At 32.1% G+C, this 16452-nt stretch carries 16 protein-coding genes; 10 read left to right on the top strand and 6 right to left on the bottom strand.

Annotation, left to right across the window (positions count from 1 at the left end; all coding sequences use genetic code 11):
* The first annotated feature begins 54 nt into the window (after nt 1-54).
* From APR43_RS15940 to APR43_RS15910, 7 genes are all read left to right on the top strand, one after another.
* On the top strand, nt 55-1272 hold the full coding sequence (locus APR43_RS15940) for an MDR family MFS transporter (RefSeq protein WP_053474180.1): 1218 nt from the start codon (nt 55-57) through the stop codon (nt 1270-1272).
* A 167-nt stretch (nt 1273-1439) separates the two neighbouring features.
* Entirely contained in the window at nt 1440-1808 is a 369-nt protein-coding gene (locus APR43_RS15935; protein WP_053474181.1) for a BlaI/MecI/CopY family transcriptional regulator, read from the top strand.
* A 30-nt stretch (nt 1809-1838) separates the two neighbouring features.
* The gene (locus APR43_RS15930; RefSeq protein ID WP_053474182.1) at nt 1839-3476 is read left to right on the top strand and encodes a M56 family metallopeptidase; all 1638 of its coding nucleotides are present in this window, start codon (nt 1839-1841) and stop codon (nt 3474-3476) included.
* Nucleotides 3477-3505: 29 nt separating this feature from the next.
* Nucleotides 3506-3874 carry a BlaI/MecI/CopY family transcriptional regulator gene (locus APR43_RS15925; protein ID WP_053474183.1) on the top strand — a complete coding sequence of 123 codons (369 nt, stop codon included), beginning with the start codon at nt 3506-3508 and terminating at the stop codon, nt 3872-3874.
* Nucleotides 3875-3893: 19 nt separating this feature from the next.
* Nucleotides 3894-5720, top strand: a complete 1827-nt coding sequence (locus APR43_RS15920; RefSeq protein WP_053474184.1) for a M56 family metallopeptidase — start codon at nt 3894-3896, stop codon at nt 5718-5720.
* 100 nt (nt 5721-5820) lie between these two features.
* The gene (locus APR43_RS15915) at nt 5821-5961 is read left to right on the top strand and encodes a hypothetical protein (protein ID WP_053474185.1); all 141 of its coding nucleotides are present in this window, start codon (nt 5821-5823) and stop codon (nt 5959-5961) included.
* A gap of 68 nt (nt 5962-6029) precedes the next feature.
* Nucleotides 6030-6875 (top strand): EamA family transporter, encoded by an 846-nt coding sequence (locus tag APR43_RS15910; protein ID WP_053474186.1) that lies wholly within the window; start codon nt 6030-6032, stop codon nt 6873-6875.
* Nucleotides 6876-6939: 64 nt separating this feature from the next.
* On the opposite strand, the gene APR43_RS15905 is transcribed toward APR43_RS15910, so the two are convergent.
* On the bottom strand, nt 6940-7494 hold the full coding sequence (locus tag APR43_RS15905) for a fasciclin domain-containing protein (protein ID WP_053474187.1): 555 nt from the start codon (nt 7492-7494) through the stop codon (nt 6940-6942).
* A 211-nt stretch (nt 7495-7705) separates the two neighbouring features.
* Here APR43_RS15905 and APR43_RS15900 point away from each other — a divergent pair, with 211 nt between their 5' ends.
* From APR43_RS15900 to APR43_RS15890, 3 genes are read left to right on the top strand one after another with little or no spacing between them, the layout of a single operon-like run.
* A complete protein-coding gene (locus tag APR43_RS15900) occupies nt 7706-8233 on the top strand; it encodes an ExbD/TolR family protein (protein ID WP_053474188.1) in 528 nt (175 codons plus the stop codon).
* A gap of 25 nt (nt 8234-8258) precedes the next feature.
* Nucleotides 8259-8783, top strand: coding sequence for an ExbD/TolR family protein (locus tag APR43_RS15895; protein WP_053474189.1), 525 nt, complete (start codon nt 8259-8261; stop codon nt 8781-8783).
* Between the two features lie 27 nt (nt 8784-8810).
* A complete protein-coding gene (locus APR43_RS15890; protein ID WP_053474190.1) occupies nt 8811-9344 on the top strand; it encodes an ExbD/TolR family protein in 534 nt (177 codons plus the stop codon).
* Between the two features lie 168 nt (nt 9345-9512).
* Here the strand turns inward: APR43_RS15890 and rpsA are convergent, their stop codons facing one another.
* The 5 genes from rpsA to cmk form a co-directional block, all read right to left on the bottom strand.
* Nucleotides 9513-11291, bottom strand: coding sequence for a 30S ribosomal protein S1 (gene rpsA, locus APR43_RS15885; RefSeq protein ID WP_053474191.1), 1779 nt, complete (start codon nt 11289-11291; stop codon nt 9513-9515).
* Nucleotides 11292-11456: 165 nt separating this feature from the next.
* Nucleotides 11457-12335, bottom strand: coding sequence for a hypothetical protein (locus APR43_RS15880; protein ID WP_123924589.1), 879 nt, complete (start codon nt 12333-12335; stop codon nt 11457-11459).
* A gap of 459 nt (nt 12336-12794) precedes the next feature.
* A complete protein-coding gene (locus APR43_RS15875; protein ID WP_123959154.1) occupies nt 12795-14057 on the bottom strand; it encodes a tetratricopeptide repeat protein in 1263 nt (420 codons plus the stop codon).
* 154 nt (nt 14058-14211) lie between these two features.
* Complete coding sequence (locus APR43_RS15870) at nt 14212-15588, bottom strand: nucleoside permease (protein WP_053474194.1); 1377 nt, start codon at nt 15586-15588, stop codon at nt 14212-14214.
* Nucleotides 15589-15657: 69 nt separating this feature from the next.
* Nucleotides 15658-16350: a (d)CMP kinase gene (gene cmk, locus APR43_RS15865; RefSeq protein WP_053474195.1), complete on the bottom strand. Its 693-nt coding sequence runs from the start codon at nt 16348-16350 to the stop codon at nt 15658-15660.
* Nucleotides 16351-16452 lie beyond the last annotated feature (102 nt).

Below are 16452 nucleotides of genomic sequence, written 5' to 3'. Positions count from 1 at the left end.
CAACCGTTGTACGTGACAAAGTTTCCTAACTTTGTGGCAAATACAATAATTATAATGCTCAAAACTGCCGCAAACCATTATTTCAACAATTTTAGGGGATTTACAAGAGAAATTTGGATACTTACATTAATTACTTTCATAAATCGTGCGGGTACAATGGTACTGCCTTTTTTATCAAAATATTTAAATGAAGATTTAAAATTTTCTTTAGATCAGGTAACCTGGATTATGGTTTCTTTTGGTTTGGGATCTATGCTTGGTTCCTGGCTTGGGGGAAAGCTTTCTGATAAAATTGGGTTTTACAAAATCATGGTTTTTAGTCTGTTTACGAGCGGAGTATCACTTTTCTTTATTCAATATATCACTTCTTTCTGGGGACTCTGCATTGCAATGTTTGTATTAATGACAATTGCCGATATGTTTCGTCCTGCCATGTTTGTTTCACTTGGCGCTTATGCAAAACCAGAAAACAGAACACGTGCCTTGACTCTTGTTCGTCTTGCAGTAAACTTAGGTTTTGCAGCAGGGCCGGCACTTGGAGGTTTAATCATTATAGGAATGGGATATTCAGGTTTATTTTGGATTGACGGAGCTTCATGTATTGTTTCCATATCTATTTTTGCATTATTAGTTAAAGAAAAGAAGAAAGTCGATCATGATGATAAAACCGAAAGCGTAACAAATGTAAAATCAGTATTTCATGATAAAATATTCTGGGTTTTCTTATTTGTGAGTTTTATTACGGCTATTATTTTCTTTCAGCTTTTCACCACTTTACCTTTATATCATCATAAACAATATGGTTTAAACGAGTTTCAAACCGGACTTTTAATGACTTTAAACGGACTTTTGATTTTTGCTTTAGAAATGCCAACGGTTGGTTTTATGGAAAGAAAAGGTTTTCCAAAAATCAAAATCATCATTATAGGATCATTTGTAATGGCATTGAGTTTCTTTTTATTATTAATTAATGTTTGGGCCGGAATCCTGGTTATCAGTATGATTTGTATTTCGATTGGAGAAATTCTAACCTTCCCTTTTTCGAATGCATTTGCTTTAAGCCGTGCGCCTCGTGGTCAGGAAGGGCGTTATATGGCTTTATATACCATGAGTTTTAGTTTAGCACATATTTTTAGCACTATGCTAGGTTTTGGAATTGCTGACCATTTTGGTTATCAACAAAACTGGCTTTTTATGGCTTCCATCGGAATCCTGGCTACTCTTTGCTGTCTTTGGATTAGAAAAGCTTTACTTCTGGAGAAAAATAAATAAATTCAACCTTTACACATAAATCATTATAATTCAATTCATTAAATTTGATTTTGAATAACTTTTCTATGCTTTTAATTCAGCTTTAAACGAAATTTTTAGTTAAATAACTATATTTATAGTTGCGTAACTAAAAAAATAGTTGTAGGTTTGAATTAAAATTAGAAAACATGCAAAAGTTAACCAACAAAGAAGAAGAGATAATGCAGATTTTATGGAAGCTTAAAAAAGCATTTGTAAAAGAAATTCAGGCAGAGATAACGGAAGACCAGCCGCATTATAATACACTTTCGACAATTGTTAGAAATCTGGAAGAAAAAGGTTTTGTGGCGCATAATGCTTTTGGAAATACTCATCAATATTATCCAACAGTAACTCTTGAAGCGTATAGCAAAAAATATATGAAAACGGCTATTGACAATTATTTCAACAGTTCCTATAAAAATATGGTTTCGTTTTTTGCCAAAGAAGAAAAAATTTCTGCAGATGAATTGCGCGAAATTCTGGCTATGATCGAAAATCCAAAAGACAATAAATAACAGTAAAATAAACGAAGAAAAACGATAGTTATGGAATCAATATTTGTTTATATCGCAAAATCGGCTGGCTTAGTGGCATTATTTTACTGTGCTTATTATTTTTTACTTCGAAAAGAAACTTTCTTTACTAGTAACAGATGGTTTTTACTTACTGGTTTAATTACTTCAGTTGTGCTTCCATTAATAGTTTATACTAAAGTTGTTTGGGTAAATCCTACTCCTATTCCAAATTTAAATTTTTCTGGTACAAATCTTATTCAAAATACTGAAAACAAAGCCTTTGAAATAAACTGGATCTACGTTATGTTATCTATTTATTGTATTGGTCTTTTAGTTTTTCTGATAAAATTTGCAATGGATTTTTACAGTTTGAATTCTATTTTAAAAGGAAAAAAAGTACATCAGCAGGCTGATTTTAAATTTATTGATACACACGAAAATATTCCTCCTTTTTCTTATTTTGAATATATCGTATACAACTCATCAATGTATACACCTGCAGAATTAGAAAATATTATTGAACATGAAAAAGTGCACAGCGATCAAAATCATACTATTGATGTTTTGATATCACGAGCTTTTTGTATGCTTTTTTGGTTCAATCCTATTATATGGCTTTATAAAAAGGCAATTATTCAGAATTTAGAATTTATCGCCGATAAAGAAGCCGCTAAAAAATTATCAGACAAAAAGGCGTATCAATACACGCTTTTAAAAATAACAACACACGAAAGCTGTGTTGCCATTACCAATCATTTTTATCAATCATTAATCAAAAAACGAATTGTCATGTTAAACAAAAATCAATCAAAAAAAAGAAATTCCTGGAAGTATTATGTTGTAATTCCTGCACTTGCAGCATTTGTATTATTGTTTCAAATTGAAGTAGTTGCAAAAGAAAGACAACAAATTGTAAAAGAAGTTTCGGGAGAAATTAAATCTGTAGATGTTTACAAAATCAAGAAAAGCTCAACAGATGCGGATTTGGAAAAAATCAAAGAGAATTTAAAAAAACTTCACAATGTTGATTTTGAAGTTTCTGATGTAAAAAGAAATTCTGAGAACTATTTAACTTCACTTAAAGTTGCTATTAAAAACGGAAAGCAGCAAGCACAATCTATTCAGGTTAACGGCGATAAAGCGATTAAAGATTTTGGAGTAATTGTTACTACAGATGAAAAAGGTCAAAAAAACGTTGGTATTCAAACTGATGACGATGCGAAAACTAAAGTTGCCATTAGTAAAAAAGTCAGCCTTATTGATGCCTCTGAACCTGATAATGCGAAAACTACCACCAGCAAAACACTAATCACTAAAATTGATACCAATGTTAACGATAATACTAATACTAGTACAAAAACTAATAGTAATGCTAACACAAATACTAGCACTACTGTAACTATTGACACAGATAATAAGACTAATACTAAAGTTATTACGACCACAAATGGTTCTGTTATTGCCATTTCTAATGATACAAAAGTCAACGGTAAAGTATTAGAAAGTCTTGTAATTGTTGACGGAAAGGAAATGCCTGCTGGTTTTGATATTGAAGATATTGATGCAAAAGATATTAAATCTGTAAATGTTTACAAAGGAATAAATGCAGTAACTAAATACGGAGATAAAGGCTCAAATGGTGTAATTGAGATAGAAACAAAGCATTAAGAAGCTGGTAATTTTTTAAAAATCTGAAAATGCAAAAACTAACCAATAAAGAAGAAGAAATAATGCACATTTTATGGAAGCTTAAAAAGGCATTCGTAAAAGAAATTCAGGCAGAAATTACAGAAGATCAGCCGCATTATAATACGCTTTCGACTATAGTTCGAAATCTGGAGGAAAAAGGTTTTGTGGCGCATAATGCTTTTGGAAACACACATCAATATTATCCGGCTGTAACTCTTGAAGCTTACAGTAAAAAGTATATGAGTACGGCCATTGATAATTATTTCAACAGCTCTTATAAAAATATGGTTTCGTTTTTTGCCAAAGAAGAAAAAATCTCGGCAGATGAATTACGCGAAATCCTGGCTATGATCGAAAATCCAAACGAAAAAAAATAAACGAAGTAAAATAATCATTATGGAAGCACTTTTCATTTTCATCATCAAATCAAGTGGCTTAATCGCTTTGTTTTATTTTGCATACTTTTTTTTACTGCGAAAAGAAACTTTCTTCAATAGCAGCAGATGGTTTTTATTAGCCGGTTTAATAACATCAATTGTTTTACCATTTGTCGTTTACACAAAAGTAGTCTGGATTGATCCAGTTCCGGTTCCGGTTGATTATGCGCCAGTTGTGAACTATCATTATACTCCAAATTATCATCCGCAAATTGCTCAAGAAGAATCTTTTGAAATAAACTGGAATCTGGTTTCATTAGGCATTTACGCACTTGGATTTGCTGCTTTTATGATAAAATTCGGAATTGATTTCTACAGTTTGAATTCTGTTTTAAAAGGAAAAAAAGTAGAACAGCAGGCCGATTTCAAATTTGTAGATGTTGAAGAAAACATTGCTCCATTTTCTTATTTTGATTATATCGTTTACAATTCATCAATGTACAGCGAATCTGAATTAGAAAGTATTTTAGAGCATGAAAAAGTGCACAGCGATCAACATCATACCGTTGATGTGATTATTTCGAGGATTTTCTGCATCCTGTTTTGGTTTAACCCGATTATCTGGCTTTACAAAAAAGCAATTCTTCAAAATTTAGAATTCATTGCAGATAATGAAGCGGCTAAAAAAATATCAGACAAAAAAGCATATCAATACACGCTTTTAAAAATTACAACGCATGAAACCTGTGTTGCCATCACCAATCATTTTTATCAATCATTAATCAAAAAACGAATTGTTATGTTAAACAAAAATCAATCAAAAAAATGGAATTACTGGAAATATTCTGCCATAATTCCGGCACTTGGAGCGTTTGTTCTCTTGTTCCAAATTAAAACAATTGCGCAGGAGAAAAAAGAACTTAAAGAAAAGACCGAAAAAGCAGCTTTGGCCTCTATAATTCAGGATGGTGAAGTTTATAAAATCACAAAATCGACTACAGATCAGGAATTAAAAGATTTAACGGCAAAATTAAAATCAGAACATAATGTTGATTTAGAAATTTCTAATGTAAAGAGAAACAGTGATAATGAACTAATAGCTATTAAAATTAGAGTTGTTAAGGAAAGCGGTAAAGTACATGTTATTGATATGAATAGTACTAAAGCCTTAAAAGACTGCAGTATTGTAATCGATAAAGATGAAGACGGCACTAAAAATGTAACCTTAGTTACTGACGATGAAATAGGTAATCCTGCACTGGCTCAGAATCATGATGTTGTAGTAAGAAACTTTGATTCTGATGTTACTCCGGAAGATCGTTCTTCACCAGTTCCTCCTGCTCCGCCTGTTGCGCCAATTGCTCCGGTTTTCCCTATTGGACCAATGCCGCCTGCACCAGTTATTGACATGTCTAAAATGCCAAAACCGCCAGTTGCTCCGGCAAGCCCAAAAGATAAAGTAGCTTGGGCTAAATTTGAAAAAGAAATGGCTGAGTTTGAGAAAAAGATGGAAGCTTTTGAACCAGATCTTTCTGCTTACGAAAAACAAATTGATGCTATGATGACACAGCGTGAAGCCATTTTTGAAAAACAAATGGAGAAATATGAAGTTGCCATGCAAAAATTCAATTTTGATATGGATAAATTCAGCCAGGATGTGGAAATCAAATACGGCAGAGATTCTCAAGAATATCAAAGAAGCATAAAGCAATATGAAAATGACATGAAACAGCATCAGCTTGACATGAAACAACATGAAAAAGATATGAAGCAGTTTGAAAAAGATATGAAACAACGTGAAAAGGAATTGAAAAAATGGGAAAAAGAAAACAGTAAAAAATCCTAAACATTATTTCAATCTATAAAAAATCAATTTATTTTGAAGCTAAAAAAGACTTTGTGAGTAACAAAGTCTTTTTTTATATCTTTGAAAAAACAAATCTGCCATGTATAAAATTTTAGCCAAACTAAATAAAATGCTACTGCCTAGTTTTACTAAGCAAGGTCTGGATATTTCTAAAGCAAAAAAATGGCAAATGGCGATCATTGGCTATCGTGCATATGTTACTAAACGAGCTTTAGGATAATCAATTAAAAAATACTTTTGTTTCAGACAGCAGAAATAATTGATTTTATTTTCTGCAATATCATATTTATGAAAAATAGAGAATTCAACCTTCCTCCTGTTCCGGCAGTTTTATTGGCAATTATAAGTGTACAATGCGGCGCTGCGATTGCAAAAACGCTTTTCCCTGCAATTGGTGCAGCAGGAACGGCATCTATACGTATTGGTGTTTCGGCATTGATTTTATTATTGGCTTACAGGCCAAATTTAAAAGCGATTACACCGGCGCAATGGAAAATTGTAATTCCGTATGGTTTGTCATTGGGGGCAATGAATTTGATTTTTTATTTTGCTATAGAAAGAATTCCAATTGGTCTGGCTGTGACTTTAGAGTTTATGGGACCATTATTAGTTGCTATTATAGGCTCAAAACGTTTGATAGATTATTGCTGGGTTTTACTCGCCGCAATGGGAATTGTTTTAATTGCGCCGTGGACAAATGATCGCTTGGATATTTTAGGAGTTGTATTTGCTCTTTTAGCTGGTGCACTTTGGGCAGCTTATATCGTTTTAGGCGGAAAAATTTCAAAAATAATGAATGGCGGTCAAGCTGTTTCAACCGGAATGTTATTTGCTGCAATCTTAATTTTGCCTTTCGGATTCCTTGAAAACGGATTAGCTAATCTTACTCCAAAACTCTTCGGAATGGGAATTGCTCTTGCGCTTTTATCTAGTGCGATTCCGTTTACTTTAGAAATGAAAGCTTTAGGTCAGCTTCCTCCGCGTACGTTTAGTATTTTAATGAGTTTAGAGCCTGCAGCTGCTTCTATTTGCGGATTTATCTTTCTACAGGAAAACTTAAGCTTTTACGAAATTTTGGCTGTATTGTGTGTTGTAATTGCGTCTGCGGGAAGTACTTTGACCGCAAAGAAATAAAAAAAGCCCTGCATATAACTGCAAGGCTTCTTCATTGTAGGCATTCAATTTTTGGAGGTCTTAATTATTTTTTAGGCAATAATACTGCATCAACTACATGAATTACACCATTTGACTGGTTCACATCTGCAATTGTTACTTTTGCTTCACCACCATTTTCATCGCTGATATATAAGTCTTTTCCTTTCATCCAAGCCGTAAGAGTTCCACCGCTAACTGTTTTAATAGTAGCTTTTCCTTTACCTGCTTTTATTGCTTTTGCAATATCAGATGCATTCCATTTTCCTACAGCAACATGATAGGTCAAGATCGTTTGCAGCATTTTTTTATTTTCCGGTTTCAATAATGTTTCCACAGTTCCTGCTGGTAATTTATCAAATGCCGCATTTGTTGGAGCAAAAACAGTGAATGGTCCTTTGCCTTGTAAGGTTTCAACTAAATCGGCAGCTTTTACTGCGGCAACAAGCGTTGTGTGATCTTTTGAATTAACGGCATTCTCAATAATATTTTTGTTAGGATACATTGCTGCTCCACCAACCATTACTGTTTTTTGAGCAAATGATGTAAATCCGAATGATAATGTTAAAATTGCTGCGGCTAAAAAATTTCTAGTTTTCATAATTATTATTTTAAGTTATATGTTCATTTACGGGGATATATTTGTTTTGGTTTTACGAAAAATTAAAATAATTAAAAAAATCATTGAAAAATCCGCAACAACCACTGAAAAACAAGCCTTTAATCTTAAAATTATTTTTCATTATTTTTTAAGATCATGATGAATTTTGCTTTCTTTTTATCACTAAATTTAGATTCAAAACATATCTATTATGCAAAATCTACATAAAAAAGTAAGAAGTAAAAAGTTAAGTTCAAGAGTCGATTTAACTGCAATGGTCAGTGTTTCGTTTTTGTTGATTATATTTTTTATGCTTGTTGGTGAATTGTCTAAACCAAAAGTTTTAGTATATGATACGGGACGAGATAGAGGTTGCTGTGACTGCCCTCCTCCTCATTATGGAGAAAATAGATCAATAACCGTAATGTTGGGTGAAAATAATAAATTGATCTATTACATGGGGATTTTGAGTTCTCCGATAATTGCACCGAAAGAAATTAAATACGGTAAAGAAGGAATTCGTCAGGAATTGCTAAAAAGAAATAAAAGTATGCTTGAATATTCAGCCGCTTTAGGAAAACCCGGAAGAGGAATCACTATAATTATAAAGCCTAGCAAAAAATCTAATTTTAAAAATTTGGTTGATATTTTAGATGAAATGGCAATTGTTAATATTCAAACCTATGCAATCATTCCTGAATTTACGCCACAAGAATCTGAATTATTAGCTTCAAATTAATTCTTTTTAACTCAAATCTAAATCTATGAAAAACCTGCCTCAAAGAGTAAGAAGTAAAAAATTGAGTTCAAGAGTTGATTTGACTGCAATGGTCAGTGTTTCGTTTTTACTAATCATATTTTTCATGCTTGTTGGTGAATTATCAAAAGCAAAAGTTATGGATTTAAGTCTTCCGGACAAAGAATGCGGCCATGGCTGTCCTGGCTGTATTAGAGGAAATCGTTTATATACAATTTTGCTTGACCAAAATGATAAAATAATAACTTATTCGGGTATATTAGAATTTGACCAGAATACGGTGAAAAAAGTTGAATTTGGAAAGGATGCAATTCGTAAGGAAGTATTTCAAAAAAAGAAAGAAGTAAGTGATTACATGATATCGGTAGGAAAACCAAGAAATGGTGTAATCGTAGTTATAAAACCAAGTCCAAAAAGTAATTTTAAAAATTTGGTCGAGATTTTAGATGAAATGAGAATAGCAAATATCAATACTTTTTCAATTGTCGATGAATTTACTACTGAAGAATCTAATTTATTGGCTTCAAAATAATTTCTTAATTAACTTAAATCTAAATCTATGAAAAATCTGCCTCAAAAAGTAAGAAGTAAAAAATTGAGCTCAAGAGTTGATTTGACTGCAATGGTCAGTGTTTCATTTTTGTTGATTATATTTTTCATGCTTGTTGGTGAATTATCTAAGCCAAAAGTTATGGAATACAATTTACCAAATTATGATGATGACGAATGGCGTTTTACAGGTTGTGTGCTCCATGATGAAAACCGTGTTTTAACACTTTTACTTGATGATAATAACAAAATAATTACTTATTCAGGATTATTATTTTTTCCAATTGAAGCACCAAAAGCAATACAATACGGAAAAAATGGAATCAGAAAAGAGCTATTAGAACGAAATAGAAAAGTTTTAGAATATTCAGCACAACGAGGAAAACCTGGCAGAGGAATTACTGTAATTATAAAACCAAGTAAAAAATCTAATTATGGTAATTTGGTTGATATTTTAGATGAAATGAAAATTACTGGTATAAACTCTTATTCTATTGTTGATTATTATACTCCGGAAGAAACAAATTTATTAGCCTCAAAATAACAAACATAGCCAATGGTTTTAACCATTGGAAAGCAAAGGAATCACAACACGTTTCCCACGGTTGAAACCGGGGGCTATGTTGAAAAACAGATCAAAAAACAAAGAAGACTTGAAACAAAAAAAAAGTCCCACATTTCTGTGGGACTTTCTATTTAAGAAAACTAAGAATTATTTTTTCTCAGTTTTTTCCATTTTAGCTTTTAATGCAGCTAATACATCATTGTTATCTCCTAAAGTTGCAGCTGGTGCATTTGTAGTAGAAGCAGATGAAGTATTTTCAGTTGCAGCTTTCACGTTTTTCTCTTCTTCTTCACGGAAGATAGCAGTGTGAGAAGCAACTACTCTTTTGAATTCTTTGTTGAATTCGATTACTTTGAAATCAGCAGTATCACCTTTTTTCAATTTCTTTCCGTCTTCTTTTTCAAGGTGACGAGTAGGAATGAAAGCAACGATATCATCTCCGAATTCTACAGTAGCTCCTTTGTCAACGATTTCAGAAATTTCACCATTGTGGATAGTTCCTACAGCGAAAGAATCTTCGTATTGATCCCAAGGATTAGCAGTAGTTTGTTTGTGACCTAAAGATAATTTACGTCCTTCAACATCTAATTCTAATACAACTACATCAAGTTTTTCACCAACATTTACAAATTCAGATGGGTGTTTGATTTTCTTAGTCCAAGATAAGTCAGAGATGTAAATTAATCCATCAATTCCTTCTTCTAATTCTACGAAAATACCAAAGTTTGTAAAGTTTCTAACGATACCTGTATGTTTAGAACCTACTGGGTATTTAGAAGTAATGTCAGTCCATGGATCTTGAGTCAATTGTTTGATACCTAATGACATTTTACGGTCATCTCTATCTAAAGTTAAGATAACAGCCTCAACAACATCTCCAACTTTCACGAAGTCCTGAGCAGAACGTAAGTGAGTTGACCATGACATTTCAGAAACGTGGATTAAACCTTCAACACCTTCAGCAACTTCGATAAATGCACCGTAATCAGCGATTACAACTACTTTACCTTTTACTTTATCACCAATAGTTAAATTAGCATCTAAAGCGTCCCATGGGTGAGCGTTTAATTGTTTCAATCCTAATTGAATTCTTGTTTTCTCATCATCGAAATCAAGGATTACAACGTTTAATTTTTGGTCTAATTCAAGAACTTCACTTGGGTGATTGATTCTGCTCCAAGAAAGGTCAGTAATGTGAATTAATCCGTCAACACCACCTAAGTCAATGAACACACCATAAGAAGTAATATTTTTAACAACACCTTCTAATACTTGTCCTTTTTGTAATTGACCGATGATTTCTTTTTTCTGTACTTCGATATCAGCTTCGATAAGCGCTTTATGAGATACAACAACGTTTTTGAATTCGTGGTTAATTTTTACCACTTTGAATTCCATCATTTTGTTTACATATACATCGTAGTCTCTAATTGGCTTAACATCAATTTGAGAACCAGGTAAGAAAGCTTCGATACCAAAAACGTCAACGATCATACCACCTTTAGTTCTGCATTTTACAAAACCATTAACGATTTCACCTGTTTCGTTTGCTGCGATAACTCTATCCCATGATTTAATAGTACGAGCTTTTCTGTGAGATAATACTAATTGACCTGTTTTATCCTCACGGATGTCGATTAATACTTCTACTTTGTCACCCACTTTTAAGTTTGGGTTGTAACGGAATTCGTTTAAAGAAATAACACCTTCCGATTTTGCGTTGATATCAACGATAACGTCTCTATCTGTAATTCTAACAACTACACCTTCAACTACTTCTTCTTGATCTGTAGCGATAAAAGTTTTAGATACTAGTTCTTCGAATTCTTGTAAGTTTTTCTCGTCAACAGCATCAATTCCTTCTTGGAAGTTATGCCAGTTAAAATTCGCTAAAAACTCTTCTTGTGATTTTGTTTGTTCAGACATGCTGATAAAAAAATTTGTATTCTGTTTTTCTCGAGTTTCATAAAGCAGTAGAAAATACAGAAGTTGTTTTACATAAATAGTTGATACCTAAAGGAAACTCTTCTTCGCCAAAAGGACTGCAAAATTACTACAAATATTTGTAATTACAAATAGATAAGTCACTTATTATTTATTAAGTAATATTTTTGAAAATTCGCTGTTAATAGCAATATATTCTACAATTTGATCATTATCAAATGAAATATTGCCTTTATCATCTGTCTTTGATGTCTTGTTATCTATTGATAAATAGTTCTTTCCAGATTTAGATTTATAAAGAGTAAATATACTGTGATCATCTGTCTCGCTGTTAATATCTTTACTTAAGAAATCAAAATCAGCATGATTGCTTTGCGCTATCGATGCGATAACTTGCTGTTTGTTTTCTATATAACTAAATGCAGGCAGTATGACTTCTTCATACCAAGAATTAGTAGATTCGGAAAAAGGCTTTTTTGCTTCTAAATAAGGCAGAAAACCCGAAATCGCAATCACGATAATAAATTCTATTATCCAGATAATCCAAAGAAATGTTCCACTAACCGTTGCTCCCCGAATTCCCCATGTACCATATTCATTAACCTGACCAATGTATTCAAAAACTAAATCAGGTCGGAATATTAATGAAAAAACTTGTAAAAAATCAATATTGCTTACCGTAATACCAACTCTGCTAGATCCGTAGCTTTCACCAGCATTAATAACCAAATCAATCCAAATTGCCCAGTGAAAATACAATGCCAAAAGAGCTCCTGCCAATCCAATAATACACCCTAAAAGTGGATTTCTGACTTTTCCTTTTTTTATAACAAAATGAGCAATTACAAACCCAACGAGAAAACCAAACCCCATTGTTATAAAAAGATTTATATATACAAAAGGAATATACCATATACAATAAGCATATATTAATCCCAGGATTGGGAATGCTATAATGGTGGCCAACAAAAAGTACAAGATAAAAATTGATGAAAATTTACCCGATGGCTTATAATATTTCTCCATAGTTTTTTTACGATTTAAGTGTTTGCTGGTTTATTAAAAAAAGTCTGCAAGATAATGTTTTTAAGCACACTTTAAAATTATTATTAAAAACATTCTTACTAATTTTTTAACGATATTATTAGTGAAATTTTGACTTCAAAAATTGATTTAAATAATTTCTGATTTTTATTAGAAGCAGAAAATCACTTGTATTCAAGACCTCTAGTCCCGCTTTCGCTCCTATCTTTTTCTGATCTCGTTCTAAAAACGAGACCAGAAAAAGGATAACCGCTCTATCGGGGCTAAATGAGACGTTTAGCAACTTTTAAGATCTTTTTGTCAGGCTGAGCGAAGTCGAAGCCCATTGTTACCGATAAAGGCTTCGACTTCGCTCAGCCTGACAATGGTTTTCACAATAGTAAACCCGACAGGTTTTAAAAACCTGTCGGGTTTACTATACGCAATTATCTTCCTAAAAGTTTAAAACTTTGACAAAGGTTTTTCTAAATCAAGTTCAAACAGCTTTGGGTTTTCAAACTTACTTTCGTCAAGTTGAAAATTTTTGTCATAAAATTTCCAGGGCGAATTAGCAAAGAAATATAATTTATCATGAACTAAAGCCGCTAAAGCAGGTTCATTAAATTCTTCCCTATTATTATCTAAAACTGTAAAATCAATTATTTTAGTTTCGGAATCATTTAGCTTGTAACGCATAATTCTAATGGGCACTACTCCATTTTCAATTGCGATTAATGAATTTTTATAAAAAACCAATCCGTCAATTCCTTTTTTAGAAACCTCATTCGGGAATTCCAGCCAATGTTCTTTTTTAGTTTTTATATCTAATACACAAATCCCTTTTAAATAATCGGCTATAAACAATTTTGATTCGTTTTTATTAAATGTAATTCCCTGCAGATTAAAAGCTTGATTTCTTAAATCTTTCCATAAAATTAAATTGTCATTTTCAATTTTATAAATAATCGGTTCAGCACTATCTGAAATAAAAACATCATTATTTTTTGCTACAGCAATATCTCCAAAAACATGATTTCCCTCGATTGTATATCGCTTAATCAGTTTTTTAGAGGAAATATCAATTTTTAAAATCTCACTTTTTCCATCCAGTACTTTTGTAAAACCGTTCATTTCAGGAATTGCAGAACAAACAACCCAAAGATATTTTTGATCATGATCTGCTTTTAAAGCAAAAACCGAATACAAACAATCTGTAAACCAATCAGAGCATTTACCAGACGCATCAAAAGAAACGATCTTTTTATTCCGAATACTCGATGACAGCCAAAGCTTTTGTTTCTCCAGATAAAATAATCCTTCCGGATGAAGATCTTTCTCTGAAAGCCGGAGTTTTTCAATTGAATTTTTAATTGTTTTAGATTGAAAAACCTTCAACTGTAATAATTCCTTAAAACCATTATCATTTTTAATGGATTCAAAATCAGAATCGTTTTCAAAAGGAACTGTATTATTTGCTAAAATCATTCTTTTTAAAACTAATAAAGCTTCTTCTTTTTCATCATTTAAAGCATAAGCCGATGCCAAATTATAAGTAAAGGTGGGATGTGCCGGCCTAATACTGTCCAATTGTTTGGTCAATTTTAAAAACTGAACATAATCTTTGCTTTTATAAGCTTCTACACTTCTCTCATACAATGCCTTGGTTTGAGCAAATCCAAAAGTTCCAATCAAAAGCAAAACAAATAATTTTAGTTTCAGCATCATTAAAGTCTTAAAAATGAATTACTAAGTTATTGTTTTTATTTCAATCGTAATACTTTTAAAAACAAGAAACCCGACAGGTTTTAAAAACCTGTCGGGTTTACTATATGTAACTATCTTTGTCAAAGTTTTAAACTTTGACAAAGATTATAATGTTTTAATGACTCAAATTCTCAATTTCCTTCGGATCATGTTTGTGTTTAAATAATAATGCAAAAGCAATTGCAATAACTAAAGCATACAATGCAAAAGAAAGCCAGATCGTATGCCAGTCTTTCATTAAAATTGGATTTGAAAAAGCACCATCTGCAGAAATAGAATTTCCTTGACTTTTTACAAATGCAGCCATTTTTTCATTAGATGCATCTGTTTGTAAAAATCCAGCTAATTCTGTAGTTGTATTAAATGATTTTGTAAAGAAACGATCAATAGCCCAGCCAGAAGTTAAACTTCCTAAAACTGCTCCAACTCCGTTAGTCATCATCATAAACAATCCTTGTGCAGACGAACGAATTTTAGAATCGGTATTGCTTTCTACGAATAATGAACCAGAAATATTAAAGAAATCAAATGCCATTCCGTATACAATACAAGAAAGGATAATCATCCATAAACCATTTACAGGATCTCCAAAAGCAAATAATCCAAAACGTAAAACCCAAGCCAACATACTGATAAGCATTACTTGTTTGATTCCGAAACGTCTTAAGAAAAACGGAATCGCCAAGATAAATAACGTTTCAGAAACCTGAGAAATCGACATAATAATAGTCGAATATTTAATTACGAAAGAATCTGCATATTTTGGAAAATGTTTAAACTCATCTAAAAACACATCTCCATAAGCATTTGTTAACTGAAGCGCTCCTCCTAAAAACATAGAAAAAACAAAGAACAAAGCCATTTTATAGTTTCCAAATAATTTAAAAGACTCTAAACCTAAAGTTTCTGTCCAGGTAGCATTTTCTTTAATTAAACGCTGCGGCTCACATTTAGGCAATGTAAAAGCATAGATTCCCAAAATTAAAGCTCCAATTCCAGCAATATAAAACTGATATTCTGTCGCTTTACTTCCACTTAAATTCGTAATCCACATCGCAACAATAAAACCGATAGTTCCCCAAACACGAATTGGCGGAAAATCTTTTACGATGTTTTTATTGTTTAATTTTAATGAAGTATAAGAAATAGAGTTACTTAAAGCGATTGTTGGCATGTAGCAGCACATTGCTAAAAGCATTACAAGAATAAAATTATCCGGAGTAGTTACTTGAGCAATTCCAAATAAAACAACTGCATAAACAATATGTAAAATTCCATAAAGTTTTTCAGCATTTACCCATCTGTCGGCAATAATTCCGGTTAATGTAGGCATGAATAAAGAAGCAATTCCCATGGTTCCAAATACTAAACCAAATTGAGTTCCTTCCCAATTTTTGGTTCCAAACCAATAATTTCCAATTGTAATAAGCCAGGCTCCCCAAACAAAAAATTGAAGAAAGCTCATTAAGATTAACCTGTTTTTAATTCCCATATAATGAAATTGTCTTTTTAGTAAAAATGAAGTCGTAAAACTACCATTTAAAATAATATCTACAAAAAATTAATCTATTTTAACAACATCATTTACTAATTCTAAAACAGCTGCAAATTGTTCTTCTTTATTTAAGTAAGAATTATCGATCTCAATCGCATCATCTGCAATTATAAGAGGAGAATCTTCGCGGTGTGTATCTATATAATCTCTCTCCATAACATTTTTTAAAACATCTTCATAAGAGACATTATCGCCTTTTTGCTGCAATTCATCAAAACGTCTTTGCGCGCGGGTTTCGGCGCTGGCAGTCATGAATATTTTAAGTTCAGCATTTGGAAAAACTACCGTTCCAATATCTCTGCCGTCCATTACAATAGCTTTATTTGTTCCCATTTCCTGCTGCTGTTCCACCAATTTGGCACGCACTTCAGAAATTTCAGCTACTTTGCTCACAAAATTAGAAACCTCAATTGTTCTAATTTGTTTTTCAACATTTTCACCATTCAAATACATTTCGGCAAAACCTAAATCAGCATTAAATCTAAACTCTAACTGAATGTTTGGTAGTGCCTGAATCAAAGTTTCTTTATCAAAAAAATCAGTTCCAATAAACTTGTTCTGCATGGCAAAATAGGCCACGGCGCGATACATTGCTCCAGTATCAACATATACATATTCAAGTTCTTTTGCCAATTGTTTTGCCAAAGTGCTTTTCCCTGTTGATGAAAACCCGTCGATAGCAATTGTAATTTTTTTCAATTTTTTATGTTTTAATTTTTATTCTCTAAATAATACGATATGTGACTATCAAACAGTCAAAAAATACAACTGCAAATGTAACATCTTTCTCTGTAAGTTGAA

Source organism: Flavobacterium sp. NLM (genome assembly GCF_002210235.1).
GTDB lineage: Bacteria > Bacteroidota > Bacteroidia > Flavobacteriales > Flavobacteriaceae > Flavobacterium > Flavobacterium panici.
Note: the sequence above shows the minus strand (reverse complement) of the source record. Positions and strands in the feature narration are given on the sequence as shown.